Here is a 489-nt window from a genome sequence, read left to right on the forward strand (position 1 = left end):
AAGCGGCTGAGGAAAAATATCAATTAAAAGATGAAAGAATAAAGAAGCGCGAATATATTCTTGTCACGCTTCATCGCCCGTCAAATGTCGATTCCGCTGAAACTATGAAAGGATTGCTGGAAACCTTTGCGACGATTCAACAAAGAATGCCGATCGTCTTTCCGCTTCATCCGCGCACTCGGAAAATGATGGCGACATTTGGAATGGACAAACAACTCGCGCAAATGCCAAATCTCGTCATTACCGAACCGCTTGGCTATCTCGAATTTCTCAATTTACAAAAAGACGCCTTCATGCTGTTGACCGATTCCGGCGGAATTCAGGAAGAAACAACCGTTCTGGGAATTCCGTGTTTGACAATGCGAGATAACACAGAACGACCAATCACCGTCTGGGAAGGTACTAACGAATTGGTCGGCAACGATCCCAAACGAATCCTCGAAAGAACATTGTCGATTATCAATGGCGAAAAAAAGACCGGAAAAATAC

The 489-nt window shown here is 44.2% G+C and carries 1 protein-coding gene; it reads left to right on the forward strand.

Features of this window, described 5'->3' with window-relative positions:
* On the forward strand, positions 1-489 hold a 489-nt coding region (locus COT43_02845), incomplete at both ends, for a UDP-N-acetylglucosamine 2-epimerase (non-hydrolyzing) (GenBank protein PIS29925.1).

The organism is Candidatus Marinimicrobia bacterium CG08_land_8_20_14_0_20_45_22, from assembly GCA_002774355.1.
In the GTDB taxonomy this organism is placed as follows: domain Bacteria; phylum Fidelibacterota; class UBA2242; order UBA2242; family UBA2242; genus 0-14-0-20-45-22.